A 24,614-nucleotide genomic window follows, 5' to 3' on the forward strand; every position below is an offset into this window, starting at 1 on the left:
CGAGGAATTGCCGGATGCGCATGGTCATTTTCGGTCTTACCGTGACATCGTCTTGGGGCAACGGGCACGCCACGCTGTGGCGCGGATTGATCCGGGCGATGGCCGGGCTGGGCTGGTCCATCACCTTCTTCGAACGCAACACTCCCTATTATGCCGGGACGCGCGACCTCGACCAGTTGGATGGCGGCAGCATTGTCCTTTATCCGGACTGGCAGGACATCCAGAGCGTTGCCGAGCAGGCGATGAATGAGGCCGATGTCGTCATCGTCACCTCCTATTGCCCCGATGCGGTGAGCGCATCGCGCCTTGCCCACCAGGCCTGTCGGGGGCTGAAGGTCTTCTACGACCTGGACACGCCGGTGACGCTGGCGCGAATCGAACAAGGTGAGCCTCCGGCCTATTTCGGGCCGGAAGGGCTTCGGGATTTCGACCTCGTGCTGAGCTACACGGGAGGAACCGCGATCGATGCGCTGAAGACGATGCTGGGCGCGCGCCGCGTCATGCCACTCTACGGCCATGTCGATCCAGAGCGACACCGGCCGGCCCCGCCCAAGCCGGAGTTTGCCGGCGACCTTTCCTATCTCGGGACGTATGCGGCAGACCGCCAGACCGGGGTCGAAAGGCTGCTGGTCAGTCCGGCTGCGCGCCTGCCGGATCGCCGTTTCATCATTGGCGGCGCACAATATCCGCAAGAATTCCCGTGGAGCGACAATATTTTCTTCGTCCGTCACCTGCCGCCCGCCGAACACCCCGCCTTCTTTTCATCATCACGGCTGACCCTGAACGTGACCCGCGAGGCGATGGCCGAAAGGGGCTGGTGTCCTTCCGGCCGGCTATTCGAAGCCGCCGCGTGCGGTGCTGCGATGGTGAGCGACACGTGGCCGGGACTGGAGGCCTTCTTCCGGCCCGGCGAAGAGATCGTCGTGGCCAACAGCACCGACGACGTGGTCGCCGCGCTCGACCTGCCCGACGCCGAGCTTGACGCGATCCGCCGCCGGGCGCGCGAGCGGGTGCTGGACGAACACACCTCGGCGCGGCGGGCGAAGGAATTCGACCGCATCCTGTCCGATGCACTGCACGGCTCCACGCGTGGCGAGCCGTTGAAGGAGGCAGTTTGATGTTGGGCATTGTGCCCGCCGCCGGGCGGGGAAGCCGCATCCAGCCGCTCGGCTTTTCGAAGGAACTGCTGCCGGTCGGCAGCCGCATCGACGGCAACACCGAGCGGCCTTGCGCGGTGAGCGAATACCTGGTGCGCCGCATGGTGCGCGCGGGGGCCGACAAGATCTGCTTTGTCATCGGTTCGGGTAAGTCGGATATCCTCGAATATTATTCTGCCGGCTATGCCGATGCGGCGGCGCTGTTCGTGGTGCAGCCCTCTCCAGTCGGCCTTTGCGACGCCATCTTCCGCGCCGCACCGCTCGTCGGAGCCGACGAGACCGTTCTGGTCGGGCTTCCCGATACAATCTGGTTTCCCGAAGACGGCTTCCTGGCTCTCCCGGACGACGGCCTGTCCTTCCTGCTGTTTCCGGTGGACCAGCCGGAATTCTTCGATGCCGTCGTTGTCGACCAGGACGACCGGGTGAAGCAAATCCAGGTCAAGCAGCAGAATGCCGCGTCGAACTGGATCTGGGGTGCGTTTAAGATGCCCGGCCACACCCTTCACCGGCTTGCCGCGCTGTGGCGGGAGCGGGACCGGTGCGACGAATATATCGGCACGCTGGTCAATGCCTATCTGGCCGCCGGGGGTGAAGCGCATGGCATCAAGGCTGGCACCGCCTATGTCGACGTCGGTACCTTCAACGGCTATCGTACGGCACTTCGGCTGCTCGAAAGCGCCGCCGGTACCAAGGACGACCAAGCCGCCATGACGCTGCCCGGCCACCAGCACGTCCCTATCCTCGCAGGCGAAGGAGGCTAGCCATGCTGCATTCCGATGCCGAAATCCGCCGCCGCATCGATGCGCTCGGCCCATGGTTCCACAATATGGAGCTGGCCGGCGTGGAAACGGCTCCCGATCATTTCCTCGGCAATTACCCGCTGATCAAATGGCGCAAATTCGCCGACGCCATTCCCGCCGATCTTTCCGGCAAGGCGGTGCTCGACATAGGCTGCAATGCAGGTTTCTACTCTATCGAGATGAAACGCCGCGGCGCCGGTCGCGTGCTCGGCATCGACTTCGACGAGGCATACCTTGCGCAGGCGCGCTTTGCCGCTGAGGTTGCGGACTGCGACATCGAATTCCAGCAGCTCTCGGTCTACGACGTTGGCGCGCTGCGTGAGCGGTTCGACATCGTGCTGTTCATGGGAGTGCTCTACCATTTGCGCCATCCCTTGCTCGCTCTCGATCTGATCCGGGAGCACGTTGCCGACGACCTGATGATTTTCCAGTCGATGCAGCGCGGCAGCACCGACGTGCCGGCACTCGAGCAGAATTATCATTTCTGGACGCACGACCTGTTCGACCGGCCGGAGTTCCCAAAGCTGCATTTCATCGAGCATCGTTATGCCGACGACCCGACCAACTGGTGGATTCCCAATCGCGCCTGCACCGAAGCCATGCTGCGCAGCGCCGGCTTCGAGATCGTGCTGCAACCCGAGCAGGAGGTCTATTTCTGCCGCACCGCCGACGTACCGGCCGGCGGCGGCGCCATCTACCCGTCGAAAGGACAGATAAATGATTGAAGCCGCGATGATCTGGAACGAGCCAAACAACAAATCCCACTGGGATCCAGAGCTCGATCCCGACTGGAGCCGCTTCGCCAACATGGCAATCCTGGCCGCCGACGCGATAGCGTCGGAGAATCCGGCCCTGACCAAGGTCCTTGGCGGCATCTCGCCGATCGACGCCGCCTTCATAACACGGATGCAGGAATTCGGCGTGCTCGATCATGTCGACGCGGTCGCCGTGCACGGCTTTCCGCTCGACTGGAACCTCTGGCAGATCCACGAATGGCCGCAGAAGATTGGCGAAATTTCGGCTGTCACCGATCTTCCGGTATGGGTCAGCGAGGTCGGCGTGTCGACCTTCGGTGCCGAGGAGGTACAGGCCTGGGGCCTGCGCCGGACAGCGGAACTGCTGATCGGCAACGCACCGCGCATCCAATGGTATAGCCTCTACGACCTGCCGCGCGAATGGGAAGCGACGACGCGCCATCGCGAGGCGGAAGGCTCTTCCTACTACCGCCATTTCTACATGGGCCTGCTGCGCCAGGACGGCACGCCAAAGCCCGCGCTCGAGGAATTCCTGCACCACGCGCCGGCAATGGGACTGGTGCAGTGGTTCCATTTCGAAGATCACCGGCTGGATGACGCCGTCGCCTGGATGAAACGGCTCGGCGTCACCAATCTGCGCACCGGGCTTTCCTGGGCCGACAGTTTCAGGCCGAACGCACTTGACTGGTTCGACCGGCAAATGGAGGCGTTGGCCGACTTCGACGTGACGGTCACCTTCTGCTTCACGCCGGAACACCGCGGAATGATGCCGCACCACGCCAGCCCGCCGCTGGTGCCGGCGGAATTCGCCGAATTCTGCGCGGCAATGACGCGCCGCTATGCCGGCAGCATCGCTGCCCCTTCCGCCGGCAGGCAGCGCGCCTCCGCAGCGTGAGGAGCTTCGGCTCGCCAGCCATGACGCTCACCGTCCTCAACGTCGCCTATCCCCTCGCCCCGGTCGGGCCGGATGCGGTCGGCGGCGCCGAGCAGGTGCTGTCGATGCTCGATCAGGCGCTCGTACAGGCCGGACACCGTTCGATCGTGATCGGCTGCCAGGGCTCGCGCGCTGCGGGTGTCCTCATCGAGACGCCGGCCGAACCGGGCGTGCTCGATGAAGCGGCGAAGCGCCGGGCCCAGCGTGCTCATCGCGCAGCAATAGCTACCGCACGCGCACGCTGGCCAATCGACGCGGTTCATTTGCATGGCATCGATTTCGATGCCTATCTGCCGGGCGATGGGCCGACATTGGTGACCTTGCACCTGCCGCTCGACTGGTATCCGGCCGATGCTCTCAGTCCGGCGCGAGAGGATCTGTGGCTGCATGCGGTATCGGCGGCTCAGCAACGAACCGCGCCACCGGGCGCCAGGCTGATCGGGCCGATCCCCAACGGAGTGGACATCGACGCGCTGAGCGAGCCACAGGTCAAGCGTGAGTTTGCGCTCGTGCTCAGCCGAATCTGCCCGGAAAAGGGCATTCATCTGGCGCTTGACGCAGCCAAGAAGGCCAACGTACCGCTGGTCATCGGCGGCAAAGTCTATCCCTACGAAACCCACACAGCGTATTTTCGCGACGAGGTCGAGCCGCGGCTGGACAGTCGGCGCCGCTTCCTCGGTCCGCTCGGCTTTGTCGCCAAGCGGCGCCTGCTCAACACAGCCCGCTGCCTGGTCGTCCCGAGCCTTGCCGCGGAAACCAGTTCTCTCGTCGCCATGGAGGCACTCGCCTGCGGCACCCCCGTGGTGGCCTTCCCGAATGGCGCACTGCCGGATGTGGTCGAGCATGGCAAGACGGGGTATCTCGTCAGAGATGTCGACGAAATGGCGGAAGCCATCGTTGCCGCACCCGGCCTGGACCCTGAGACCTGCCGGGCCGAGGCGCGGCGCCGCTTTTCACTCGACCGCATGGTCTCCTCCTACATGGACGCCTATCGGGCGCTGGCACGGCTCGGCACAGACAGCGGACAGCTCGCGGCGGCGAAGTGAGCGGGACATGCTCCGCAGCGAGATCATCGACGATGCGGCGGGCCTCGAAGCCCTCGCGCCACACTGGTGGGAACTCTGGTCGCGCAGTCCCTCGGCGACGCCGTTCCAGTCTCCCGCATGGCTGGTGCCGTGGTGGCGGACATTCGCTCCTGGTGAGCTTGCGACGGTCGCCGTCTGGAGTGGCGATGACCTGGTCGGCTTGGCGCCACTCTATCTGGAACACCGGGAAGCCGGCGCGCGATTGCTTCCGCTCGGGATTTCGTTGAGCGACTATCTGGACCTCCTTTGTCTTCCCGAGATCGCCGAACCGGTCGGCGCCGTCATCGCCGGCTCGGTTCTTTCCATCGGCTGGTCACAGTGGATCTTGCCGGATCTGCCGGCCGGCGGTGCCGGCCTCGCCATCTGCCATGCCGCGCTCGAAACAAGCCAGGCTGTCAGCCACGCTGCTTGCCCGGTGCTTTCCCTCACGGGCGATGAGACGCTTCTCAGCTGTGTTCCGGCGCGGCGACGGCGCCAATTGCGCCGCGCCCATAGAGCTGCTTCGAGACGTGGCCGGGTCTCCATCGAACCCGTTTTGTCCGATCCGCAGACATTCCTCGATCATTTGATCCGCCTCCACCGCGCGCGCTGGGCCGGAAACGGCGACGGCGTCCTGTCCGATACCCGCGTGGAAGAATTCCACCGTCAGGCGCTGCCGCTGTTGGCTGCTCAGGCACTTGCCCGATGCTGGCTTGTCGCCATCGGTGGCGCGATCGTGGGCGCCTATTACGGGTTTCATCATCGGGGCCGCGCTTACGCTTACCTCGGTGGCTTCGATCCGGCCTATGCGGAGGACAGTCCCGGCGCGCTGCTCATCGGCCAGGCGATAAGGCAGGCGATCTGCGAAGGCGCGGAAGAGTTCGATTTTCTGCGCGGACAAGAGGCCTACAAATACAGCTGGGGCGCCGTCGACCGGTGGACGATGCGCAAGATCTGGACGCGGAGCAAAGGGCGATGAGCGCGACCCAACCGGGATCTCGGTGGTCGACATCAGCAAGGCGGGTGCTGGAGGAATGCATGGCAGATGGTGCCGGCGTCGAAGCCGTCATCGCCAGGCTGGCTCTCCGTTTCGAGACAGGAATCGAAGCCGCAGAACTGGCGAAGATTGCGCAAAACATGCACTCGGCCGAACCGCGAAAGACGGCAAAACTACAGCGGATTGCCGACCTGCTTCAGCGCAGGCCCGAGATCTTCGCCACGCTGCGCAAAACGGGTGCTGCCGTTCGGCACGAACGCGGTGAGGGAGAGACCGGCGATGCGGTCGTCAAGCGGCTGGCAGCCGGGTTTGACGCGGCGGCGGCGATCTCCCCGGCGGCGAGCGTCCAGCTGTCGTCGCTGGGCAACGAGGAAAAGCTCTCGGCCGCTACGGCTGAGATCGTTGCATGGCTGGAGAGGCGAGGTTTTAGCGGCGCAAATAACGACATCCTGGATATTGGCTGTGGTATCGGTCGCTTCGAACAGGCGCTCTCCGCTCTATCGCACCGGATCGTCGGCATCGACATATCCGCGGCGATGATCTCGATCGCTCGCCGGCGATGCGCCGGGCTCGGCAATGTGGAATTTCGCCCTACCCAAGGTTTCGATCTTGCCGATTTCGGCAATGCGAGCTTCGACCGCGTGCTGGCCGTCGACAGCTTTCCCTATCTGGTGCTGGCCGGCCTCGCCGAACGGCATTTCGTGGAAATCGGGCGCGTGCTGAAGAGGCCGGGCATGGCCGTGCTTTTGAATTATTCATATCGCGGATCGCCGGCGCTGGATCGCGCCGACGTTCATAACTTCGCCAATGCAAATGGCATGCAAATCCTCGTCGACGGCGAAAAGCCGTTCCGGCACTGGGACGGCGATGCCTTCCTGCTTACGATTTCCAGCGGAACATTGTGGCCCAACGCTGGTTCGGATGCCGAACAGGAAAAGCCGCTATTCGACAGTATGAAGGAGGATAAGATGGCGTCCGGCAGCAAGAAGCACATCGGTCGCGGCAGTCATGGCAAAGGCGCTGGCGCTGGCGCAATGACCGATCTTCCCAAGGACAAGATCGGAGAGAACGCTGTTCTGTCCAACAGAGACAAGAAGCAGCACAGCAAGGAGCGTGGGCTCGACGGCAATCGGGTCAAGTCCGAGCAGTACCAGGATCATTCAGGGGATCGACGGCCTGAAGACTGATCGTTGCGGCGGCATGTGGCTTGCAGCCGGTGAGCAATTGAAAACGCAGCGAGAGCCAACCGCTGACGAAGCTGTGCAAGGACCGAAGCCGGTCGCATGGATAGCTTGCAAATTCTTGCAAACTCGCACTGTTGCCACCAGAGTGAGGTGAAGGGACTAACATTTGCCAAGAGAACGCGATGTCTCGCTCAAGGGAAGATTCCGTCAGCACGCGTGCCGATCTGAGGATAGACCGGGAAATCGCTTCCTTGCTTGCGGCCATCGAACAGGAAAGGGTTCCTGACCGGCTGACCAAACTTGCGATTGAATTGCAGAACGCGCTTGTGGAAAGACGATTGCGCGAAACCAGCAATTAGCGTGACATGTATTAGCGGCGCCTCTCGGCTTCGAAGTCCAATTGTCCTTCGGATAGATAGCTGCGCCTTTCCATCAGCGTTTGCGAGGAACTTTCGCCAAGGTATTCCAGCACGCCGGCGCGTGCGCGGTTGAGCCGGCTTTTCACGGTTCCCACCGCGCAACCGCATATTTCGGCAGTCTCCTCATAACTGACGCCCAGCACGCCTATCAGCATCAGAACCTCGCGCTGGTGCTCGGGAAGGCTCTGGATGGCCTGGTGGACTTCCTTGCCCTGTACGGACCATTCCTGCGTCGCTTCCGAGATCGGCCGCAGCGAAGCGCAGTCGAGCAGGCCAGGCGCTTCCCTCACTGCGGCTCTGACACGCGTGTAGTAGGTGTTGCGCATGATGGTGAAGAGCCATGACTTCATGCGCGTTCCAGCCTCGAACTTGTCGATGTTGGCCAGTCCCTTGGTCAGCGTCTCCTGGACCAGGTCGTCTGCATCATCGGGGGTGCGGCAGAAAGTACGCGCGAAAGCCCTTAAGGCGGGTATGAGGTGGACGATGGAAACTTCTTCGGTTTCGCGGGTCGCGAAGGCGTAGGCTGTGGGTGGCAATGGTCCAGCTCCCGTCCAGAATGAGTTCGTGAGCGCAGACCAGTTAAATGCATTGGGCGAAAGATCGTTCCGGCTGGCGAAAATCACCCGGCTCCAGAAACCGGAGAGGCTTGGCTGGGCACTCCAGCCGGCGGCGATATTTTTGACGGAACAACCACCGGTATCGCGGAGTTCGAAGCGAGGTCGTCCGAAAATCCGGGGGACCGCCATTGGCGCGTCGAAACGCGATTCGCAGCGAGCCTTGGCCGCCACCTCAAGGACAGTCCGCCACCTCAAAACAGGAGGAATCCATGACAGGAAACAAGCACGCCAAAGGCAAAACGCCGGCCGATAGCGACCTTGCCAACGATCCCGGCATCGGCAGTTCCAAGGGCACGATCAAGGAGGGCGACCGGCTCGATCAGGGCGACAACACGTTCGAAGGCGATGTCGAGAACGACACCACGCCTCAAGGCGGTATCAATCCCCGGCAAAAGATGCGGACCAACAAGTGACGCCAGCATCGGCCGGCGCACGATCGAACAAATCCGCTGCAACCCGTGCACCAATCCCGCGTTAACGGGCATCGGCCTCGTGTCCGCATCGAGCGTTGATGCGACAGGCACTTTCGCGGAGACACAGATGACAAAAAGCTCGTTTGGCCGCCCCGTTCCAATTCTTGTCGGCCTTGGTTTCCCTCGCCATGTCGAAAATATGTGGCAGGCCTATGACGTCTTAAACGAATGGCCGAGCCGCGGCCCGGCGCACATGGCGGCGTTCAACGCCTGTCGCGCCGGGCTGGCTGACGAGGTCGATGCCGAGACGGTGCGCGCGGCGTTCGAAGCATTCGCCCAAAAAGCGGGCATTCTGGCGCACGATGTCGCCGCCGAAATACCAGCAGGCACCAATCCCACTGAGGTTCGCGATGTCGGCTAAAATGCCCAGCAGGCCATGTGACCCGCTGAGGCTAATTTATATCAAGGGTGGTTAAATCGGGAGGACCGCCATGCTGGAGATAAAGTTCGATGCTCCGGTTTGCATCTACTTCGGCAAGCCGGGCCGATCGCCAATGGTCAGCTCCGTTTTCGAGGCTTCTTACTGCCTCAAAAGCGAGAAATGGCCTGCCCGCAATGCCCCGTTGTCGCTGATGGCGGCAGATGCATTGGATGGCGCCCAGATCGGCCAGATTACGGCAGCGGAAGCCCGCGAAGCATTTATCGACGCGGCTTTGGAAGCGAAGATTCTTGTCGAAGGCGAGCCGCATGACACGCATGCCCCGACAGCCTTCATGCCGGACGGCGGGTGAGCTGGCAGGCTGCTTCCCCGCAGTGCCGTTTATCGCGAATGGCTGGCTTCCTCGGCCTTTTTCTTCCGCTGCTGCCTGAGGACCTCGTCGGTTCCGACCAGCTTCTTCGATCCGCCGGGGATCGCGGTGGAAACAACAGCCGGCGGGTCGCTTGCCGGGAAAGAATCCTCCAGACCCGCCTGCAGCTGGTCTTCTAGCGTCTGCGGCTCCTCCGAGCGGCCAGGGGTCCTTCGGGTGTCTACATTCTCCAGCGGCTGTGTCATGTCCGGTGAAGACCTGACTTCTCGAATCCAGCCATAGAGCTGTTCGATGGCAAATTCCTTCATTGTGTCGAAATCGGCCTTTTCGTCACGCGATGCCTCGATTTGGTCGACCATGGTCTTTTCGAACCGTTCGAGGCTCTCGCTTCCACACGCCCGGCAGAGACGCACCAGTGCCTCGCGCAATATGAGCGGCGCAAAGTGCGCTGTCGCCTCGAGCCTGAGCTGCTGCAAACGCTCCGGGGTGGCGGCTTGGACCTTCGACATGCTCGACCTCTTCGCCTTGTGGAGCATGTCAACGAAAATTGTCGGCGGATGTTCCATGACGCACCGCCGGTGCATCGCTCGATCCTCAGCGGTGTGCGCCACCACCGAGTGCCATGCGGATACCGAGACCGACGACGAAGCAGCCTGCCACGCGCTGCTGCCAGAGCCTTACCTTCGGTCGCCTCATGATCCAGGCCCCGAGCGTGCCGGATGCGAGCGCATATGTGCCCAGCACCAGCACACCGGTCATCTTCTGGGTGCCTCCGAGCAGCAGCAATTGCAGTGTAACCGATCCGCGAGCCGGATCGACGAACTGTGGAAGGAAAGCCACCATGAAGGTTATCGGCCAGGGATTTACCAGATTGGCGATCATCCCTTCGCGCGCAGCCGCGAGCGGCCCGACGGCCGCAGGCTTCTCGACTTCGACCCCGTCCGACGGCAACAATACCAAACGTGATCCAAGCCAAACGAGATAGGCCGCGCCCATCCAGCGAAGCATGGCAAAGGCAAGGGGCGACGCCTGGAGCAGCGACGATATGCCGAGGGCAAGGAGCGGCAACTGGACCATGCCGGCGCCGAGGGTCATGCCCAGAACGGTTAACAGGGCAACCTCCCGGCCCTGCCCGATGCCACGCGCCATCACCAGCAGACTGTCAGGCCCCGGCGGCATCTGCATCAAGATGACCGTCCCGAGAAAGGCCGCCCAAGAGGCGTGATCCATGCCGCTACTTCGCCCAGGTTTGGTAAGATGCCTTCGCGCTATCCTTCAACCGACCGGCATCTCGCATCATCTTGAGCGCTTCATCCCTGGTCAGGCCGCATTTGCGGGCAAAGAAATTGATCTCATAGACCTGCTCGGCCGACAGGCCATGTTTGATATGCACTCTTCGCTTGTGTTTGCGTTCGTTCATACAGGCTTGATCCCGTGAGACTTAGCCTCCCCAACTCACATCGGGCCGGCCGGTTCCCCACAGCTTCGTCACGGCGCAGGCTTTTCAGGCGCCGTCTGGCCGGCCGACCCTGTCCTTGAGTTCGTTCAGGAATGCGAGCAGCGCGTCCTCCGGATCGTCGGCCTCTTCGGTCAGCATATCGATGCCCCAGCGGCCGAGAACAGCCTCCTGGACGATGCTCGGCTGCGACATGAAGATGAAGGATTTCGGACGGCTCTTCTCGTAGCCCGACCGCTGCCAGGTCTGCCAAAGCCTATGCAGCAGCAGACGGATGTTCATGTCGGACATGCTGTAGCCGATGAACAGGATGGTGCGCCCCAGCGCGTCGGCCCGAAATTTCACATCGAGCGGCGAATCGAACGACAGCCGTTCAAAATAATCGGTCTCCGCCAGAACCAGCGATTTGTCGTCGTCGAAATCGCCGTGGAATTTGATGATCTGGGTGACCTCGCCTGTTGTCTTGGGCAAGTCCTTTGCATTGGCCACTTTCACAAAGGGCCGGCCATGGATCTCGAAGGCAACCTCGAGGTTGCGATCATAATTGGTGGTGTAGATGATCGGAAAATCGAGCGACACGATAAGCTTGTGGATCGCCGAGCCCCGCACTTTTTCCCGCGATACGCTCCATTCGCGATCCATCCAGCTGCGCAAAGGGCCGAGGCTCCCCTGCTTCAGCCGGTAATATTCGGCAAGGGCCTGATAGTTGGCCTCCGGTGCGCCGATCATGTCCTCGTCGAGGCCGAGCTCGTTTTGCATGTGCTCGATGAGCTTTTGCCAGGACGGTAAGCCGACGCTCATCGATACTCCGGCGCCAACGAACAAGACCGCTCGCCGCTCTTTCACCGATTGAGCCAGTTGCTCGACTGCAGACAGCATCCGACACAACTGCGAACAGCGCCCTCCGTTCCGGCCGAGCCCGGACCACCGCGGGAATAACTCCAATTTGCGGTTGAATGAGAACGCCCGGATCAACTATCCCGAGCGCCGGCCGCCGAGTTTGGCCGACGGAATCCGACATTTATTTCATTCCATTTGGCACTTCTGCGCCTCTCGCGCGTTGGGAGTGTTCAACAAAGACGGCGCAGCTAATGGATCGCCATCGGATTGTCTCAGTAGCATTATGTCTGTTCCTGCTTACAATCGGCGCCGTCCAGCAAAAGGCTTGGGCTCAAGCACCTTGCCCGGCCGACCATGACAAATTGCTGGCCGCCCTCAAGGCCAACGTCAAAGCCAGCGGCGGCCCCGGCAATGGCGGCTTCGATACCAATGAATGGGCGGCAATCGTGGCTCGCGACGGAACTGTCTGCGCCGTCGCCTTCAGCGGGCCTACCGCCGACGCCCAGTGGCCCGGCAGCCGACTGATCGCCGCCGAAAAAGCCAATACGGCCAACGGGCTCAGCCTCGCGCAGATGGCTTTGTCCACCGCGAACCTCTACGCGCCGGTGCAGCCCGGCGGTCCTCTATTCGGCCTCCTGGCCACCAATCCGGTCAATCAGGCGGCAGCCTATGCGGGCGATCCTTCTACGTATGGAAGCTCCAGCGATCCATTGCTGGGAAAGCCCATCGGCGGTGTCGTCGTGTTTGGCGGTGGCCTGGCTCTCTACGACGGCAAGGGGATCGTCGGGGCCCTCGGGATAAGCGGCGATTCCTCTTGTGCCGACCACAATGTCGCCTGGCGGGTGCGGGCCGCACTCGGGCTGGACAAGGTACCGGCCGGCGTCAACCCAAACCGCAAGGACGCTATCATTTTCGACCTCGATCCCGGCGGCAAGAGCGCTTCCGGCTGGGGCCATCCATTGTGTGCCGGAACCGAGGCGGACGTAGCCGCAGAGCTTGGCGCCGGTGTCGGCGGGTCGATACGCTAATGAGGCAAGTGCGACAGGTGGCAGCGAAAACCAGTGTGTCAGCCAAAAGGGGAGAAAGGCCAATGGCTGCGATGCTGGGATGGACGCTGCTGGCAGGCTTCGCGCTAGTTACCACGGCGGTTGCTCAGTCAACGTCAAGCTTTGCGATAAATCCGCCGTCCGCAGCTGCTCCGCCCGACGACGGCCAGTGGGCGATGCCGGCAAAGAACTACGCCTCGACCCGCTACAGCGAACTTGCGGAAATCACCGAGGACAACGTCAAGAACCTGCAGGTGGCCTTCACATTCTCCACTGGCGTCAACAAGGGCCAGGAGGCTGCGCCCCTGGTCGTCGGCAACACGATGTACATCGTGACGCCGTTTCCCAACATCCTCTACGCGCTTGACCTTACCAAGCCCGGCGCGCCGATGAAGTGGAAATTCGAGCCCAATCCCGAGCCTGCGGCGCAGGGCGTTGCCTGTTGCGACGTGGTCAACCGCGGTGCGGTCTTCTTCGACGGGCGCATCTATTTCAACACGCTCGACGGCCATACCATCGCCGTTGATGCAGCCACCGGCAAACCGGTCTGGAACACCCATATCGGCAACATCAATATCGGCGAGACCATCACCATGGCGCCGCTGGTGGTCAAGGACAAGGTGCTGGTCGGCAATTCCGGCGGCGAAATGGGCGTGCGCGGCTGGATCAAGGCGCTCGACGCCGGCGACGGGCACGTCGTCTGGACGGCCTACAACACCGGCCCGGACGCCGAGGTGCTGATCGGCCCCGATTTCAAGCCGCATTACGACATGGACAAGGGCAAGGATCTCGGCGTGACGTCATGGCCGCCCGATGCGTGGAAGATCGGCGGCGGCAATGTGTGGGGCTGGATCTCCTATGATCCGGATCTGAACCTTATCTTCCACGGCACCGGAAATCCCGGCCCGTGGAATCCGGATCTGAGGCCCGGCGACAACAAATGGACCGCCGGCATCTTTGCCCGCGATCCCGACACCGGCGCAGCCAAATGGTTCTATCAATGGACCCCGCACGACCTCCATGATTACGACGGCATCAACGAGCAGGTGCTGCTCGACATGACTTGGCAGGGCAAGCTCCGCAAGGTCCTGGTCCGACCGGAACGCAACGGCTATGTCTATTTGCTGGACCGCACGACGGGGGAGGTATTGTCGGCGGTGCCGTTCGGGCCTGTCAATTCCAGCAAGGGCGTCGACCTCAAGACCGGCCGGCTGATTGTAAATCCCGACAAAAAAACCGGCACCGGTAAGGTCGTGCGCGACATCTGCCCCACCGCATCCGGGCTAAAGGACTGGCAGCCTTCGGCGTTCTCGCCAAAGACCGGCCTGCTCTACATTCCGCACAATAACATGTGCATGGACGAAGAAGGCGTCGAGGTGAATTACATCGCCGGGACGCCCTATGTCGGCATGAACGTGCGCATGATTCCGGGGCCGGGCGGCAATCGCGGCGCTTTCACCGCCTGGGATGTCGCCGCCGCCAAGCCGGCGTGGAGCCTGAAGGAGAACTTTCCGGTGTGGAGCGGCGCCGTCGCCACCGCCGGCAATGTCGTGTTCTATGGCACGATGGAAGGCTGGTTCAAGGCGGTCAGCGCCAGGACCGGCGCGCTGCTTTGGCAGTTCAAGACGTCGTCCGGCATCATCGGCCAGCCGATCACCTATCGCGGCCCAGACGGGCACCAATATGTCGCGGTCCTTTCGGGCGTTGGTGGCTGGGCTGGGGCGATCGTATCCGGCGATCTCGACCCGCGCGACGCCACCGCCGCGCTGGGCTTCGTCAACGTCATGAAGGATCTGAAGGATGTAACCACGCCGGGAGGTACGCTGTATGTGTTCCGGCTGCCTTGAGACGATCGGCCGAGTTGCGCGGCCACGGAGAACGCGACCGCGGCGGCTTGCCGCCGCGGTCGGTGCACTGGCGCTCTCGCTTGTTGCCCCCCTTGCCGATGCGCGCGAATTGAGAATCTGTGCCGATCCCAACAACATGCCGTTCTCCAATGCCGCCAGGGAGGGCTTTGAAAACAAGATTGCCGAACTCGTCGCCGAGGAGCTTGGTGCGACTGTTTCCTACACATGGTGGGCACAGCGGCGCGGCTTTGTGCGCAACACGCTGAAAGCCGGCCTGTGCGATCTGGTGCCCGGCACACCCGCCAATCTCGAAATGCTGCGCACCACCGCGCCCTACTACCGGTCTTCCTACGTCTTCGTGACACGAAAGGATGCGCCGGAAATCACGTCCTTCAACGATCCTCGCCTGCGCGATCTGCACATCGGCGTCCAGCTGATCGGCGACGACGGCGCCAACTCGCCACCCGTCCAGGCGCTCGGGCGCCGCGGCATCGTCGGCCATCTCATCGGCTTCCCGGTCTATGGCGACTATTCCGCGCCAAACCCGCCAGCGCGCATCATCGAGGCGGTGGCGAATGGCGACATCGATGTTGCCGTCGTCTGGGGACCGTTGGCCGGCTACTTCGCCGCCAGGCAAAAAGCTCCGTTACGAATTACGCCGGTTGCGCCGCGTATCGACGGTCCGCTGCTGCCGATGATCTACGACATCTCGATGGCCGTGCGCCGCGACGACGATGCACTGCGCGGTGAGGTAGACGCAGCTATTGCCAAACACCGCGCCGAGATCGATACGATCCTGGCGGAATATGGCGTGCCTCGCCTCGACGGCGCCGGGGCGGCAGTGCGATGAACCGCGGCCTTCCATGCTTGCTGTCGGCGATGCTCGTCCTTGCCGCTTGCCAGCGCGAGGAACGCGACACGCGTCCACAGTCGGTGCTCGGCTCGGGCGACCAACCGGCGGCCGTGACGGCCCTCGAGCCGGGCGGCCAACGGCCGGCCTCGTCCGACAACAAGGCCGGCGTGTTCGAGGCCAACGCCTTCCACCTCAGCGAGGGCAAGCGTCTGTTCAACTGGTTCAACTGTTCCGGCTGCCATGCCAATGGCGGCGGCGGCATGGGCCCGGCCCTCATGGACCAGAAGTGGCTCTATGGCAGCTCGATCGAAAGCATCCACGCCACGATCAGGGACGGCCGGCCGAACGGCATGCCGAGCTTCCGCGACAAGATCCCTGACGACCAGATCTGGGAGCTTGCCGCCTTCGTCCGCGCGCTGAGCGGCAACGCGCCAAAGTCCGCTGCGCCGAGCCGCGACGACGACATGATGCCCCATCCATCCGAAAATCGCCTGCCGGACGCCGCGACGCTGGGGAAGTCGCCGTGAACCGCCTTCTTTGCAGGGTGTGCTGCAGCACAGCCTGCATGCTGCTCCTTGCAGGATGCAGCGGCTGGCAATCCGCGCTCGACCCGAAAGGCCCGGCCGCGGGCGAGCTTGCATGGCTGATCTGGTTCTTCACCGCGCTGTGCACGGCGGTCTGGCTTCTGGTGATGGCCGTGCTGATTACGCCATTGGCCCGGCGCCCGGCGCCGCTCGGCGATCCGCTTGTCCTCGACGCTGCCGCCGAGCGCAGCAAGATGCGAATTGTCGTCGCCGCACTCGCCGCTACCGCCCTGATCCTGGTCGGCCTGACGCTGCTGAGCTACTTCGCTAACCGGACGCTCGCCGCCATCGGCTCGGATGCGGCGCTGACGATCCGGGTGACCGGGCATCAATGGTGGTGGGAGGTGCGCTACGAAAACGATCAGCCGAACCGCATCCTGACGACCGCCAATGAAATCCACATCCCGGCGGGGGAGCCGGTGCGGCTTGTCGTGACCTCGACCGACGTCATCCATTCCTTCTGGGTGCCGAACCTCTCGGGCAAGCTGGACCTCATTCCAGGCCACGAGAACGTTCTCGATCTGAAGGCGGACAAGCCCGGCGTCTATCGCGGCCAGTGCGCCGAGTTCTGCGGCGCGCAGCATGCCAATATGAGCACCTTCATCGTCGCCGAACCCCGGCCCGTCTTCGACGCGTGGCTGAACGATCAGCTGCGGCCGGCGGTCGCTCCTGCCTCTGGCGAGGCAAAAGCCGGCCATGACCTATTCCTCAAACGGCCTTGCGTGATGTGCCACAAGATCGGCGGCACCATCGCCGGCGGTACGGTCGCTCCCGACCTTACACATATCGCAAGCCGGCAGACGCTCGCTGCCGGAACGCTGGCGATGAGCCGCGGCAATCTCGCAGCCTGGATAGCCGATCCGCAAGGGATCAAGCCAGGTGCCCACATGCCCGTGGTGGGACTAAACGGGGACGAGCTGAATGCGATCGTAGCCTATCTCGAAGGCCTGAAATGAGCAGCGCCGACCTAGCCCATGAGCGTGACCTCGCCCAGCAACGCGCCGCAGCACAAAAGGGTGACCTAGCTCCCGAGCACGACGGTCCTCGCGATACCGGCCTCGACGACGCCAGCCTTGACCGCTGGCTGGCGCGGACATGGCAGACGGCACCGGGCATCATCGGTGCGCTCTCGAGCGTCGACCACAAAATTGTCGCGCGGCGCTACCTGATCACCGCCTTCTTCTTCCTGTGCCTCGGTGGCCTCAGCGCCGTTGCCATGCGCATCCAACTGTCGGGGCCGGAGCGCGGGCTGATCGGGCCCGACCGCTACAACCAGCTGTTCACCATGCATGGCGTAACCATGATGTTCTTGTTTGCAGTGCCGATCGTTCAGGCGACTGGCATCTACCTCGTGCCGCTGATGGTCGGCACCCGCAACATCGCCTTTCCGCGCCTCAATGCATTCAGCTTCTGGATTTATCTCTCCGGTGGCCTCTTCGCCTGGGTGTCGTTTGCACTCGACATGGCGCCCGACGTCGGCTGGTTCTCCTATGTGCCGCTGTCCGGCCCTGAATTCGGGCCAGGCAAGCGTTCCGACGTGTGGGCGCAGATGATCACCTATACCGAAGTGTCGTCGTTGGCGGTCGCGGTTGCCACCATCGTCACCGTGCTGAAGCAACGCGCGCCGGGCATGTCGCTGGACAAGATTCCGCTCTACGTCTGGGCGCTGCTGGTCACCTCCTTCGTGATCGTGTTCGCCATGCCGGCGGTCATGATCACGTCGACGTTCCTGATCCTCGACCGGCTGGTCGGCACCCATATCTTCAATCCCGCCGAGGGTGGCGACGTACTGCTCTTCCAGCACCTGTTCTGGTTCTTCGGCCACCCCGAAGTCTACATCATTTTCCTGCCGGCCACCGGCATGGTGTCCTCGATCATCGCCGCTTTCGCCCGGCGTCCGGTATTCGGCTATCTGGGCATGGTTCTGTCGCTGATTTCGGTCGGCTTTCTGTCGTTCGGCCTGTGGGTCCACCACATGTTCGCAACCGGCTTGCCGAAGCTCGGCGCGAGCTTCTTCACCGCGTCGAGCATGCTGATCGCCATCCCGAATGGGCTGCAGATCTTCTGCTGGCTGGCGACATTGTGGGACGGAAAGCCGATAGTCAGGACGCCGCTGCTGTTCGTGTTCGGCTTCTTCTTCACCTTCGTCGCAGGCGGCCTGACCGGCGTGATGCTGGCCTCGGTCCCATTGGACCTGCAAGTGCACGACACCTATTTCGTGGTCGCGCATTTCCATTACGTGCTGATCGGCGGGTCGGTGTTCCCGCTGCTCGGCGCGACCTATTTCTGGTTCCCCAAGATCACCGGCCGGATAATGAACGAGCGTCTCGGACGCTGGCACTTCTGGCTTGCCTTCATAGGCTTCAATGCGGCGTTCTTTCCGATGCACATTGTCGGGCTGTGGGGCATGCCGCGCCGGGTCTACACCTATCCGGCGGAGCTCGGCTGGGGCAACATCAACCTGTTCATCACAGCCGGCGCGGTCGTCCTGTTCCTGAGCTTCGTGCTGTTTACCATAAACCTGGTTCACAGCGCCTTGAGGGGCGCGCCGGCCGGGGACAATCCCTGGAATGCGGGCACTCTGGAATGGGCGACAATGTCTCCGCCGCCTAACTACAATTTCGCCCATATTCCGGTGGTTACACATGCCGAGCCGCTGTGGGCCGAACGCGATACGCTGCCGGTGGCGACTGGGCTTCGTGTCGACGTGCGCGAACTTGTTATTTCGACCGTGGCAGAGGCGCATCCCGATGTGCGCGAGAAGTCGGCGACGCCATCGATCTGGCCGTTATTCGCCGCCCTCGCCGTGGGCGCCACCTTTCTCTATTCGATCTTCAGCCCGTGGGCGGTGGTCTGGGGAGCCGGGCCGATCGCCATCACCTTGATCGGCTGGTTCTGGCCGAAAGGCGATCCGGAGGACGAGGAATGAAACAGCGCCCGGCCGCGGATCTTTCCGAACTCCCGACCTTCGGGCTCGGACCGCGCAGCCCGACCTGGTGGGGCACCCTCGCCTTCATGGCGCTTGAGGGCACTGGTTTCGCGCTCGCCGCAGGCGCCTATCTCTACCTTGCCTACCTGTCCCCCGAATGGCCGCTCGGCGTGCCGCCGCCCAACCATTGGCCGGGCACCATCGTCATGCTGTTGCTGCTCGCCAGCGTGGTGCCCAACCACATACTGAACCGCTACGCCGAAGCCTGTGCCATGGTGCCGGTGCGCATCGGCCTGCTGGTGATGTCGCTGCTCGGCATCGCACCGCTTGTCGTGCGCTGGTTCGAATTTCCGGCCCTCAACATTTATTGGGATACCAATGCGTATGGCTCGATGCTGTGGGTGCTGCTCGGCCTCCACACCACACATCTGATCACCGATGTCGGCGACACGCTGGTGCTGACGGTTCTGATGTTCACGCGCCATGGCTATAGCGGCCGGCGTTTCGGGGATGTGGGCGACAACGTCTTCTACTGGGATTTCGTGGTCGCGACCTGGATCCCGATCTATCTGTTTATTTACTGGACGCCGAGGCTGGGTTGAGATGCGTGCGGTTCGGTACGGAACTTCCTGGGGTGGGCTGTTGTCGGGGCCATTGGCCTGGGCGGTATCGACGCAACTGAACTACGCGGTTGTCGAGTGGCAGTGCGCTCACAGGATTGCGATCATCCCCGTCATTGCGTTGGTGTTGGCGGTGCTGGCCTTGCTCGGCGGCGCGCTTTCGTGGCGGGCGCGACAGCAAGGCGGCGCCGCCTTCAAACCGGAGCGTACGCGCGGCACCGAAGATTTCGTCGCCAATGTCAGTATTCTAAGCGCGGTGCTGTTTACGCTGGTAATCGTCATGCAGGGCGCTGCCTCGCTCATTCTTGACGGCTGCATACGATGAGCTTCGAGGCGCTCTTCTCGACCTCCATCTGCTACGGTGCCGGCGCCCCTCAGGCCGGTTGGACGCTGGCGCTGCCAATTACGCTGCCGTTGGCAGCGATCGCACTGCTTTACACCGCTGGAGCCGCTCGGTTGTGGCGGCGGAGTGCTCGCAGCCGCCCGTTGCGGCTGTGGCAAGCCCTGCTGTTCGCGGCCGGCTGGGTCATTCTGGCAGCAGCGCTGGTCAATCCGCTCCATGCATTGGGTGAGCGCGTTTTCACCGCCCATATGATCGAACATGAGCTGCTGATGGCGGTGGCGGCGCCCTTGCTGGTCGCCTCCTGTCCGGCCGCGGCGATGATGTGGGCATTGCCGATCAAGCTGCGGCAGGCGCTGGGCACAGCCGGGCACGCCAAGATGCTGCGAGCGGTTTGGGTCGCCATCAGCCGCCCTGCAGCCGCCACCGTCCTGCACGGCGTCGCGATATGGGCGTGGCACGTTCCGGCCCTGTTCGAGGCAGCGCTTGGACAGGGTGCCCTGCACTATGCGCAACATGCCAGCTTCCTCGGTAGCGGCCTGCTGTTCTGGTGGGTGCTGCTGCCGCGCCCCGGCCGCGAACAAGCCTATGGCAGCGCGGTCATGCACCTTTTCTTCACCTCGCTGCACACCGGCCTGCTCGGAGTGCTGCTGCTGGTCTCGCCAAGGCTGTGGTACCCGGAAAACGCCGCCGGCGCAGAATTGTGGAGCCTTAGTCCGCTCGAGGACCAGCAACTCGCCGGTTTGGTGATGTGGGTTCCGGCCGGCCTGATCTATGGCGGCGCGGCGTTGCTGCTGGCCGGCCTGTGGATCCGCTCGAGCAGCCGAAAGGAGGCGCCGCATGCGCTTCACGCTGTCTAAAGCCATAATCGGCGCTGCGGTAATTGTCGTGCTCGTTGCAGCCCTGGCCGGGATTGCGTTGTACTTCGAGCAAAGCCGTCGGGTCGAGCAGAAGGCCGACGATGCGACCGGCGGTGTCGGCGCCCGCGCCATACCGATCATGATGGCCAATGGCTGCGCCGGTTGCCACACCATCACCGGCGTTCCCGGAGCGCAAGGGCTGGTCGGCCCGCGCCTCGACGCCAGCTTGGCCAACCGGGTTTACGTCGGCGGCGTCTTGTACAACAAGCCGGAAAACTTGATCCGCTGGATCCGTGCGGCAAGGGAGATCAGCCCGCATACGGCAATGCCTTCGACCAGAATTTCCGAGCAGGAGGCGCGGGACGTGGCTGCCTACCTCTATTCGCTCAAATGAAAGTCATTGCTCGCCGCGTCGCGACCACAGGCCACGACCGGGATCATAAGCGGCCGCCGCGGCGAGGAAGAACACGACGAGGCAGGCCAGAACTACTTGGCATGAGACCGGCTCGAAGCGCAGATAGAGCGCGAAGCGGATCAGCTCGACTGCATGGCTGAACGGGTTCAGCGCTGCGACCGTCGCAAGCACCGGACCAGCCTCGGCAAGTCGCCACAGTGGATAGAGCGCGGTCGAGGCGAAGAACATCGGAAAGATGACGAAGTTCATCACCCCGGCGAAATTCTCCATCTGGGCCGATACTGACGAGACGAGCAGGCCGAAGGCGCCAAGCATCAGCCCGGACAGCACCAGCGCCGGCAGAACCGCGAGATAGCCGAGCATCGGTGGCCGCACGTCCCAGTAGCGCGCGATCAGCAAGAACAGGTACACGAGCGGCAGGCCGACGACCACACTGGCGAGCAGGCGAGCGCCGAGCAGATACCAGCGCGGCAGCGGCGCGGTCAGCAACAGACGCATGCTGCCCATTTCGCGGTCATAGACCATTGCCAGCGAACTGGCCATGGCGTGGAACAGCAGCATCATCGCGGCCAGCCCGGGCACCACATAGACTTCATACAGCACATAAGTCTGGTAAGGCGGCGTGATCGACAGGCCGAGCACGGAGCGGAAGCCGGCGGCGAAGATGGCCAGCCATACCAATGGCCGGGCAATCGCCGAGATCAGGCGGCCGCGCTGGCGCAGCGTGCGAAGCAGTTCTCGCTGCAAGATGCCGATGAGCGCCCGCAGCGCATGACGGGTTATCATGCCGACTCCGTCAAGCGAGCGAACGCGTCTGCCATGCTGCCGACGCCGAGTTCGGCGGTAATGCGATCGGCGCGGCCTGCCCATCGCACACGGCCGCCGTGAAGCACGACAACATCATCTTCGGCAGTCACCTCCTCAAGGAAATGCGTCGCCCACAATACCGCAATGCCGCGTTCGCGGCATAAGCCGCGAACATGCTGCGCCAGTGCCCGGCGCCCGGGCACGTCCAGTCCGGTGGTCGGCTCGTCGAGCAGGAGAAGGCGCGGCTGGTGCATGAGCGCACGGGCGATCTCGACACGCCGCCGCTGGCCGCCCGACAATGAGCGGATGGGATCGCCGAGCCTGTCGAGGACTTCGAGGCGGCCGAGTTCCTCGCGTGTTCGGACCTTGGTAACGTGGGCGGCAAGACCATGCAGGGCGGCGTGATAGCGTAGGTTCTCGCCCGCCGTGAGATCGAGATCGAGCGTCTGCTGCTGGAAGACGACGCCCATCTGGGCGAGCGCGGTCGCAGGGTCGGTGCGCATGGCGTGTCCGAACACTTGCACCGAGCCAGAACGAGCGTGATAGAGACCGGTAATCAGCGAGAACAAGGTGGTCTTGCCGGCGCCGTTGCGACCAAGCAGGATGCACATCCTGCCCTGCTCGACCGAGAAGGAGATAGCGTCGAGCACCCGCCGGTCCTTGAAACTGTGCCCCAGATTGTCGAGCGACAGCGCTTTCATGGCCCAACCACGACGCCCCACGGACCGCGCCCGACCGGCAGCGATTTGACCACCTCTTCATTCTCAAGGTCGATGACCGAGATATCGCCGGAATTGCCGTTGGCGCTGAATAGGCGTCTCTGATCGTCTGCCAGCGCGACGTGCCATGGCCGCTGGCCGACAAGATAAAGGCGGCGCACCGCCAGCGTGGCCGTGTCAATCTCGGCGATCCGGTTTGCGGGACCCAGCGCGACATACGCAGTGCCGCCGTCACGCGACATCTCGATGCCGACGGCCTGGACGCCTTCGCGGCGAATACCCGGCACCTCAAACTGGACCTTGCCGGTTTCAGCCCGTGTTAAGGTGTCGAAGACCGTCACCGTGCCGCGGATCTCGGAAGAGACCCAAAGCCGCTTTGCGTCCGGGGAGAACGCCGCGGCGCGCGGTCGCGTGTCGACCAGCAAATTATCCACGAGATCGAGCGTGCCGGCGTCGATGAGATGCAGCATGCTCGTCGTCTCCGAGGTGCAGGCGACGTAACGGCCGTCCGCGCTGACCGCCATTCCCTCGGGCTCGACACCGACATCGACGTTGCCGATGACCTTGGCCGAGGCGATTTCCACTACCGAGACCAGATTGTCGTTCTCATTGGCCACAAACAGCCGCTTGCCGTCGGGATGCACGACGAAGAATTCCGGATCGGCTCCCGAAGGCAGTTGGCCGACCACTCGTCTCTTGGCAAGGTCGACGACATCGATGCGATTGTCGTCGCCGACAGCGACAAAGAGGGTCTTCTTGTCAATGGAAAGCGCCAGTCCGCGCGGCCGCCGTCCGACGTCGATCGTTGCCGAGAGGCTCATACTTGCCCCGTCGACGACGGCAACCGCATTGTCCTGTTCGTTCGACACGTAGACGGTTTCGGCAGCAACAGGACCGACCGAGATAAGCACGGACACCACCAGGAGGATTGCGGTCAAAAGCGGCATGCGCTCTCCTCGAGATCGATGCCAAGCGTGTCGAGCGGCGTCCGCTGATGCAGGAAGCCGGGCTGCGGCGAGGCGGAGACCAGCAGGCGAGGCCCAGCAATCAGGATCGGCTGCCGCAGTTGCCCGTCCCATGGACGAAAATTGAGCCCTTGGCCTTTGAAACCGGGGAGAAGAAAATCGTCGCCGCGCACGTAGCCGGCGATGGCTGACGGATCGACGCTGCGCAGCCGCGTCGCGGCCTCGCCGACGCTGCGCACGGCGAGCCAGGCGGCATAGTCGCTCGGCGTCATCCATCGCCCCGCCTGCTTCCGGAAGCGGTCCTGCAACTGCGTCGCTCCCCATTCCTCGGTGACGGCGCTCCAACCGGCCGCAACCAGCCCTTGCGTGCCGGCGACCGGTCGCGGCAGTGCCGTGCGGTCATCGAGATAGGCGCCGAATTCGTCAGCCTCGTCGGCGACGACCAATACATCATAATCGGCGACCTGCGTGGCTGCCGGTATTTCTGACTGCAGCGTGACATGGCCGGTATCAGCGCGTCCGTTCGCCGGACGGAACGTCCATGGCTGGTCGACGGTGATTTCGGCCCCGAAACGTTGCGCCGCGCGGCGAAAAGCGGCGGCCATCGCCTGGTCGGCAGAATGCGTGCCGACAAGCAGGAACCAGCGCTGCCAGCGCTTCCACACCAGGTACTGCGCCAGGCCGTCGGCGAGCATGGCGCGGCTTGGAATGGTGTGTAGCAGGTTCTTCCTGCAGTCCTGCTGGCGCAGCGCATCGTCGGTAGCGCGGCTGTTGAACAGCAGCATCTTCTCGGCGCCAGGCGCCGCAAGCGCCTGCGTGAGCGGCACAGCGTCAAGATCGGCGACGACAAACGCAAGGCCGGCGCCAGCGAACTGGCCTATCGCGTCCGATGCCGCCTCGGCGGGCTTCAGCACTCGCTCCTCCAGCCGGAAATGCTGGCCGAGAAAGCGCCCGGTCGTATTGTCGTCGGCGATGCCAAGACGTGCGCCTTGCAGCCCGTCATCTGTCGCGAACTGGTCCAGCGGACCCAACTGTAAGGGCGGCTTGCGCGACTGGCCGAGATAGCCGATTACCACCGTCTGAGGCTCGGCAAGACCGGGAGCAGCGACGAAAAGCAACAGGGCAAGAACAGCAAGCGCCAGCCTCATTCCGCTGCAGCTCCCTCTCCCGCAGTGACTGACCGA

At 63.2% G+C, this 24,614-nt stretch carries 29 protein-coding genes and 1 pseudogene; 21 read left to right on the top strand and 9 right to left on the bottom strand.

Annotated elements, in window-relative coordinates; translation table 11 throughout:
- Positions 1-14 precede the first annotated feature (14 nt).
- The 8 genes and pseudogenes from NKJ93_RS17405 (at position 15) to NKJ93_RS17440 (ending at position 6,894) form a co-directional block, all read left to right on the top strand.
- Positions 15-1,118 (top strand): CgeB family protein, encoded by a 1,104-nt coding sequence (locus NKJ93_RS17405; RefSeq protein WP_352482813.1) that lies wholly within the window; start codon positions 15-17, stop codon positions 1,116-1,118.
- A complete protein-coding gene (locus NKJ93_RS17410) occupies positions 1,118-1,918 on the top strand; it encodes a nucleotidyltransferase family protein (RefSeq protein ID WP_352590375.1) in 801 nt (266 codons plus the stop codon). Before NKJ93_RS17405 ends, NKJ93_RS17410 begins: the two co-directional genes overlap by 1 nt.
- 2 nt (positions 1,919-1,920) lie before the next feature.
- Entirely contained in the window at positions 1,921-2,682 is a 762-nt protein-coding gene (locus NKJ93_RS17415) for a TIGR04290 family methyltransferase (RefSeq protein WP_023716617.1), read from the top strand.
- Entirely contained in the window at positions 2,675-3,607 is a 933-nt protein-coding gene (locus NKJ93_RS17420; protein WP_023716616.1) for a glycoside hydrolase 5 family protein, read from the top strand. Before NKJ93_RS17415 ends, NKJ93_RS17420 begins: the two co-directional genes overlap by 8 nt.
- Before the next feature lie 20 nt (positions 3,608-3,627).
- Complete coding sequence (locus NKJ93_RS17425; RefSeq protein ID WP_352493909.1) at positions 3,628-4,692, top strand: glycosyltransferase; 1,065 nt, start codon at positions 3,628-3,630, stop codon at positions 4,690-4,692.
- Between the two features lie 7 nt (positions 4,693-4,699).
- A complete protein-coding gene (locus tag NKJ93_RS17430; RefSeq protein ID WP_352590378.1) occupies positions 4,700-5,689 on the top strand; it encodes a GNAT family N-acetyltransferase in 990 nt (329 codons plus the stop codon).
- Between the two features lie 158 nt (positions 5,690-5,847).
- Positions 5,848-6,453: pseudogene (locus NKJ93_RS17435) on the top strand (class I SAM-dependent methyltransferase); the annotation flags it as partial.
- Positions 6,454-6,675: 222 nt separating this feature from the next.
- Positions 6,676-6,894: a hypothetical protein gene (locus NKJ93_RS17440; RefSeq protein ID WP_352590497.1), complete on the top strand. Its 219-nt coding sequence runs from the start codon at positions 6,676-6,678 to the stop codon at positions 6,892-6,894.
- Between the two features lie 367 nt (positions 6,895-7,261).
- Here NKJ93_RS17440 and NKJ93_RS17445 read toward each other — a convergent pair whose 3' ends face one another.
- Positions 7,262-7,846, bottom strand: coding sequence for a sigma-70 family RNA polymerase sigma factor (locus NKJ93_RS17445; RefSeq protein ID WP_036244131.1), 585 nt, complete (start codon positions 7,844-7,846; stop codon positions 7,262-7,264).
- A gap of 290 nt (positions 7,847-8,136) precedes the next feature.
- On the opposite strand from NKJ93_RS17445, the gene NKJ93_RS17450 reads away from it, so the two are divergent.
- From NKJ93_RS17450 to NKJ93_RS17460, 3 genes are all read left to right on the top strand, one after another.
- Complete coding sequence (locus NKJ93_RS17450) at positions 8,137-8,340, top strand: hypothetical protein (RefSeq protein ID WP_023676144.1); 204 nt, start codon at positions 8,137-8,139, stop codon at positions 8,338-8,340.
- A 127-nt stretch (positions 8,341-8,467) separates the two neighbouring features.
- A complete protein-coding gene (locus NKJ93_RS17455; protein WP_352493907.1) occupies positions 8,468-8,761 on the top strand; it encodes a DUF982 domain-containing protein in 294 nt (97 codons plus the stop codon).
- A gap of 70 nt (positions 8,762-8,831) precedes the next feature.
- A complete protein-coding gene (locus NKJ93_RS17460) occupies positions 8,832-9,131 on the top strand; it encodes a DUF982 domain-containing protein (RefSeq protein WP_352590381.1) in 300 nt (99 codons plus the stop codon).
- A 29-nt stretch (positions 9,132-9,160) separates the two neighbouring features.
- Here NKJ93_RS17460 and NKJ93_RS17465 read toward each other — a convergent pair whose 3' ends face one another.
- The 4 genes from NKJ93_RS17465 to NKJ93_RS17480 form a co-directional block, all read right to left on the bottom strand.
- Positions 9,161-9,658, bottom strand: coding sequence for a hypothetical protein (locus NKJ93_RS17465; RefSeq protein WP_352493906.1), 498 nt, complete (start codon positions 9,656-9,658; stop codon positions 9,161-9,163).
- Between the two features lie 85 nt (positions 9,659-9,743).
- Entirely contained in the window at positions 9,744-10,334 is a 591-nt protein-coding gene (locus NKJ93_RS17470; RefSeq protein ID WP_352494026.1) for a LysE family translocator, read from the bottom strand.
- A 49-nt stretch (positions 10,335-10,383) separates the two neighbouring features.
- A complete protein-coding gene (locus NKJ93_RS17475; protein WP_352482822.1) occupies positions 10,384-10,569 on the bottom strand; it encodes a hypothetical protein in 186 nt (61 codons plus the stop codon).
- 84 nt (positions 10,570-10,653) lie between these two features.
- A complete protein-coding gene (locus NKJ93_RS17480) occupies positions 10,654-11,484 on the bottom strand; it encodes an SIR2 family NAD-dependent protein deacylase (protein WP_502895875.1) in 831 nt (276 codons plus the stop codon).
- Between the two features lie 212 nt (positions 11,485-11,696).
- Between NKJ93_RS17480 and NKJ93_RS17485 the strand changes: the two genes are divergently transcribed.
- The 10 genes from NKJ93_RS17485 to NKJ93_RS17530 all read left to right on the top strand — a co-directional run bounded on the left by NKJ93_RS17485 (position 11,697) and on the right by NKJ93_RS17530 (position 20,918).
- Positions 11,697-12,473 carry a heme-binding protein gene (locus tag NKJ93_RS17485; protein WP_023716604.1) on the top strand — a complete coding sequence of 259 codons (777 nt, stop codon included), beginning with the start codon at positions 11,697-11,699 and terminating at the stop codon, positions 12,471-12,473.
- A gap of 71 nt (positions 12,474-12,544) precedes the next feature.
- A complete protein-coding gene (locus NKJ93_RS17490) occupies positions 12,545-14,338 on the top strand; it encodes a methanol/ethanol family PQQ-dependent dehydrogenase (RefSeq protein WP_502904396.1) in 1,794 nt (597 codons plus the stop codon).
- On the top strand, positions 14,319-15,188 hold the full coding sequence (locus tag NKJ93_RS17495; RefSeq protein ID WP_352482827.1) for a substrate-binding domain-containing protein: 870 nt from the start codon (positions 14,319-14,321) through the stop codon (positions 15,186-15,188). Before NKJ93_RS17490 ends, NKJ93_RS17495 begins: the two co-directional genes overlap by 20 nt.
- On the top strand, positions 15,185-15,718 hold the full coding sequence (locus NKJ93_RS17500) for a c-type cytochrome (RefSeq protein ID WP_023716601.1): 534 nt from the start codon (positions 15,185-15,187) through the stop codon (positions 15,716-15,718). Before NKJ93_RS17495 ends, NKJ93_RS17500 begins: the two co-directional genes overlap by 4 nt.
- Positions 15,719-15,756: 38 nt before the next feature.
- Positions 15,757-16,731: a cytochrome c oxidase subunit II gene (gene coxB, locus NKJ93_RS17505; protein WP_352482828.1), complete on the top strand. Its 975-nt coding sequence runs from the start codon at positions 15,757-15,759 to the stop codon at positions 16,729-16,731.
- On the top strand, positions 16,728-18,704 hold the full coding sequence (ctaD, locus tag NKJ93_RS17510) for a cytochrome c oxidase subunit I (RefSeq protein ID WP_352590384.1): 1,977 nt from the start codon (positions 16,728-16,730) through the stop codon (positions 18,702-18,704). Before coxB ends, ctaD begins: the two co-directional genes overlap by 4 nt.
- Positions 18,701-19,306, top strand: a complete 606-nt coding sequence (locus NKJ93_RS17515; protein WP_352482830.1) for a cytochrome c oxidase subunit 3 — start codon at positions 18,701-18,703, stop codon at positions 19,304-19,306. The genes ctaD and NKJ93_RS17515 overlap by 4 nt, the downstream gene beginning before the upstream one ends.
- Position 19,307: 1 nt before the next feature.
- The gene (locus NKJ93_RS17520) at positions 19,308-19,649 is read left to right on the top strand and encodes a hypothetical protein (protein ID WP_023716597.1); all 342 of its coding nucleotides are present in this window, start codon (positions 19,308-19,310) and stop codon (positions 19,647-19,649) included.
- Entirely contained in the window at positions 19,646-20,524 is an 879-nt protein-coding gene (locus NKJ93_RS17525; protein WP_352482832.1) for a cytochrome c oxidase assembly protein, read from the top strand. The genes NKJ93_RS17520 and NKJ93_RS17525 overlap by 4 nt, the downstream gene beginning before the upstream one ends.
- Positions 20,505-20,918: a c-type cytochrome gene (locus NKJ93_RS17530; protein ID WP_352482833.1), complete on the top strand. Its 414-nt coding sequence runs from the start codon at positions 20,505-20,507 to the stop codon at positions 20,916-20,918. The genes NKJ93_RS17525 and NKJ93_RS17530 overlap by 20 nt, the downstream gene beginning before the upstream one ends.
- Positions 20,919-20,921: 3 nt before the next feature.
- On the opposite strand, the gene NKJ93_RS17535 is transcribed toward NKJ93_RS17530, so the two are convergent.
- Genes NKJ93_RS17535 through NKJ93_RS17550 form a run of 4 tightly spaced genes read right to left on the bottom strand, consistent with a single transcriptional unit; the run spans position 20,922 to position 24,578 of the window.
- Positions 20,922-21,725, bottom strand: a complete 804-nt coding sequence (locus tag NKJ93_RS17535) for a lanthanide ABC transporter permease protein PedC (protein WP_023716594.1) — start codon at positions 21,723-21,725, stop codon at positions 20,922-20,924.
- A complete protein-coding gene (locus NKJ93_RS17540; RefSeq protein ID WP_352590387.1) occupies positions 21,722-22,447 on the bottom strand; it encodes a lanthanide ABC transporter ATP-binding protein PedB/LutE in 726 nt (241 codons plus the stop codon). The genes NKJ93_RS17535 and NKJ93_RS17540 overlap by 4 nt, the downstream gene beginning before the upstream one ends.
- On the bottom strand, positions 22,444-23,412 hold the full coding sequence (locus tag NKJ93_RS17545; protein WP_023716592.1) for a PQQ-dependent catabolism-associated beta-propeller protein: 969 nt from the start codon (positions 23,410-23,412) through the stop codon (positions 22,444-22,446). Before NKJ93_RS17545 ends, NKJ93_RS17540 begins: the two co-directional genes overlap by 4 nt.
- Positions 23,400-24,578 (bottom strand): lanthanide ABC transporter ABC transporter substrate-binding protein PedA1, encoded by a 1,179-nt coding sequence (locus NKJ93_RS17550; RefSeq protein WP_352493903.1) that lies wholly within the window; start codon positions 24,576-24,578, stop codon positions 23,400-23,402. Before NKJ93_RS17550 ends, NKJ93_RS17545 begins: the two co-directional genes overlap by 13 nt.
- Positions 24,579-24,614 lie beyond the last annotated feature (36 nt).

Source organism: Mesorhizobium sp. M0028, from assembly GCF_040323855.1.
Classification (GTDB): Bacteria; Pseudomonadota; Alphaproteobacteria; order Rhizobiales; family Rhizobiaceae; genus Mesorhizobium.